The 3,280-nt window shown below is 35.7% G+C and carries 5 protein-coding genes; 2 read left to right on the plus strand and 3 right to left on the minus strand.

Annotated elements, in window-relative coordinates:
- Together L655_RS01000000125245 and L655_RS0106655 are read right to left on the minus strand one after the other, a co-directional pair.
- A partial coding sequence (locus tag L655_RS01000000125245) for a hypothetical protein (protein ID WP_024606827.1) occupies positions 1-248 on the minus strand: 248 nt, incomplete at its 3' end.
- A 120-nt stretch (positions 249-368) separates the two neighbouring features.
- Positions 369-881 (minus strand): hypothetical protein, encoded by a 513-nt coding sequence (locus L655_RS0106655; protein WP_024604506.1) that lies wholly within the window; start codon positions 879-881, stop codon positions 369-371.
- 85 nt (positions 882-966) lie between these two features.
- Here L655_RS0106655 and L655_RS0106660 point away from each other — a divergent pair, with 85 nt between their 5' ends.
- Both L655_RS0106660 and L655_RS1000000126230 read left to right on the plus strand, forming a co-directional pair.
- Positions 967-1,599, plus strand: coding sequence for a recombinase family protein (locus L655_RS0106660; protein WP_263972598.1), 633 nt, complete (start codon positions 967-969; stop codon positions 1,597-1,599).
- A gap of 415 nt (positions 1,600-2,014) precedes the next feature.
- Entirely contained in the window at positions 2,015-2,458 is a 444-nt protein-coding gene (locus L655_RS1000000126230; protein WP_024604508.1) for a hypothetical protein, read from the plus strand.
- Between the two features lie 388 nt (positions 2,459-2,846).
- On the opposite strand, the gene L655_RS0106670 is transcribed toward L655_RS1000000126230, so the two are convergent.
- A partial coding sequence (locus L655_RS0106670; protein WP_024604509.1) for an IS3 family transposase occupies positions 2,847-3,280 on the minus strand: 434 nt, incomplete at its 5' end.

Genomic DNA, 3,280 nt, shown 5'->3' on the forward strand with positions numbered 1-3,280 from the left:
GAAAAGTTGAGCTCTTCTTTTTTAAATACTTTTTCATATGCACTTCCCTCAATTAATGATGAATCAAAAGCATTATTGTCTTTTTTTTCTTTAACTTTAGGATCAAGGTGAGTTGTGTTTATATTAATTTTTAAGCCACTTTCGCTTGTTTTAGTAGAAAAGCTTTTTATTTCTTCATCATCACTGTTTGTAAAAATAGATATTTTACTTTCAAATAGAGTAGGTAGTAGATTGGTGCTGATTTTCATAAAAATCCTTTTTCATATGTCGTTTTCTTTTATCGACATAATTTTATAAAACTTAAGCTTTTATTTTAGATTGTTTTCTATTAACGACTCATAGGGCTGAGTCGTTAATAGAAAGTTTAACTAGCCACCAGATCTTACTTCATAAGTAATTCCACCATAAGTAGATCCAGTTGTTGTTTTATTTTCAACTTCCCAATAATAAGTGCCTGCATTAAAGATAGAAGTGGAAACTGCTACGCTATATCCGCCAGCAACTCTATCTCCATTGCTATCAACCAAAGTCACTTTGAAATCATGTCCGTCATAGTTTCTTAAAATTGCAAAACCGTATCTACGGCAATTACCACCATCATAAGTAAAGCTTGCAATAGTTCGAGTCTGCTCCAATTTAAGACTAGTGTATCTAGTGTAAATTGTAGGGCTACAACGTTCATATTCACTGGTTGTTTGCTCATTTTTAGCTGCTTCTTCAAAATCAAGAATAGAATTCAATGATGCAACTTGATCATGTTGCTCTTGTACTTGAATCGAAGATGACTCTGTAACCGAAGTATCAGCACTGATTGCATTGAAAGAAAAACTTGCAGCAGCAACAACAAACATTGTTGCAGGGAGTAAATGTGAATATTTCATAACTTAAAATCCTTTATTGAGTTAGTTTACAAAAAGCTATACTTTATGATAACTATATTTGACTATTATCAAAAGTACTCTCATAATGTTTTTATCAAAACATCTTAAAGTATACGATAAAAAAATGTCAAAAATTGGATACGCGAGAGTAAGCTCAACAGGTCAAAGTTTAGAAGTGCAACTTGATAAGTTAAATCAAGTTGGCTGCGATAAAATTTATCATGAAAAGCAAAGTGGTAAAACAGCGGCTCGACCAGAGTTTCAAAAGTGCATGAATTATCTTCGGGAAGGGGACACTTTTGTTATCACCAGATTAGACCGTCTTGCGCGTTCCGTTATTCACTTATCACAAGTTGCGGAGCGCTTTCAGGCAGAAAATATTGATCTAGTAGTAATTGACCAAGCAATTGATACATCTACTCCCACTGGAAGGTTAATGTTTAACATGTTAGCAGCCATTGCCGAATTTGAAACTGATTTACGCTCTGAGCGGCAACTAGAGGGTATTGCTAAAGCTAAAGAGCACGGCGTTAAATTTGGTCGACCAACAAAAAGAACCGATGAAATAGATTTAGAAATTTATAATAAAAGGAAAGAAGGTGTACCCATTGGTCAATTGGCAAAAGATTATGACTTGGGTTCGGCTACGATTTATAGAATATTGAATGATGTATTTGAAAAAGTATCAACTGAAGCAACAAAATTATCGCTAGGCTAGATCTCATTCATTCGAGATTTAAATGAATACTTAATTATCCCCTTATTTAATCGGCAATAGTTTGCCGTTATTAAACCATACTATTTCCCATTTGCCGCTTCTGTTGGCTAAAATCACTGACATTTCTACCTCGATGTGTACTTTCGTGCTTATACCACTTTCATTAATTAAGTGATCTATTTTAGGCGGAGGAAAATCATTAAACACAAGGCTTTTTTACATAACTAGCTGTTCTAATAATTAAATAAATAACGCAGTAGTTAGTGGTTTTAACCCATATAAATGATCACTTAGTTTGTGAGATTAGTATTAATACTTCTAAAAAACCTGTTGCAAATAACAGGTTTCGATTTGTTGGCCTGCTACTTGCTCTGATATAAGCATTGTCGTTGCAATATTTAATAAGGGAGCAAATATGCAAATTACTAATACACCGTATGTTAATCATGCTGAGTCAGCCCAACATAGCGCGTTAAGCACAAGAATAAATGATGGACAGGCTACTAACACAACCAAGAAAACCGAAACAGACACCGTTTCAATCAGCTCTGCCGGTCGCAATGCTGAAGCTAAATGGCAAGAAATTGCAAATAAATACGATATGACCAATATTTCTGGAAATGAAGTAATGGGAATGGCTAAAGAGCTTTATGACAATAAGTTAATTTCTAGCGGTCAAATGCTTGATATGTATACACCACCAAGTATTGATTTTAATTTAGATGAAAAAGTTAATTATGTAGCTCACGTGACTAAGGAATTGGAAAGCCTAAAATTACATAGTGACGGGTCAGCTCAAATGAGAAATGCAATTGAAGCTAAGTCTAGAGTGTTTGATATTGTAAAACTTATTGGTTAAATACCCATGTTCGTGTGTCATTGTGAACATGGGTTGTGCTCTAATTCTTGTGTGTTAATTATTGAACGAAAACAGAATCACTCCAAAAACCAAATGGTGATGCTATCGAATTTGCTGAAACATTAACAGTACCACTTATATTTGATGCGCCAAAAAATCGAATTGATGGAGGAATCCAGTAACTGTTTGGCCTGCACTACAAGTACTTAGGTTTGCTCCACATCTAGGAGTGCTAGATGTGGCAGATACACTAGAACCTGCAAACGTTGCGTTGTTTGTATTACCGTAACCGAACTGAAATACATAAACTCTAACTTGGCCACCGCCATGATTTTGAGTGGTTGAGAACTGAATCGCCCCGAGTTCATCGGAGACCAGTTTGTTTAAGTCAGGCCACTTTACCTGACTCGTTTAAATTATCATAGTAGTCTGTTTCATATTGAGCTGGTGAAATATACCCAATTGAAGATAATAAGCGTTGATTATTAAACCAATTGACCCACTCTAACGTTGCGTATTCAACAGCATCAACATTCTTCCACGGGCCATTTCTGCGAATAATCTCTGTTTTAAATAATCCATTTATTGTTTCAGCCAATGCATTGTCATAAGAGTCACCCACACTGCCTACAGACGCTTGAATTCCAGCTTCAGCAAGTCGCTCAGTGTATCGTATAGACAAATATTGGCTGCCTCTGTCGCTGTGGTGAATTAACCCTTCGGGGTTGCCACGATGCCAAATAGCTTGCTCTAACGCATCAAGAATAAGCTCTGTGTGCATTGTCGTTGATACACGCCAACCTACAATGTATCGTGAAAAAA

It is taken from the genome of Pseudoalteromonas sp. TAE79 (assembly GCF_000498015.1).
Lineage (GTDB): Bacteria > Pseudomonadota > Gammaproteobacteria > Enterobacterales > Alteromonadaceae > Pseudoalteromonas.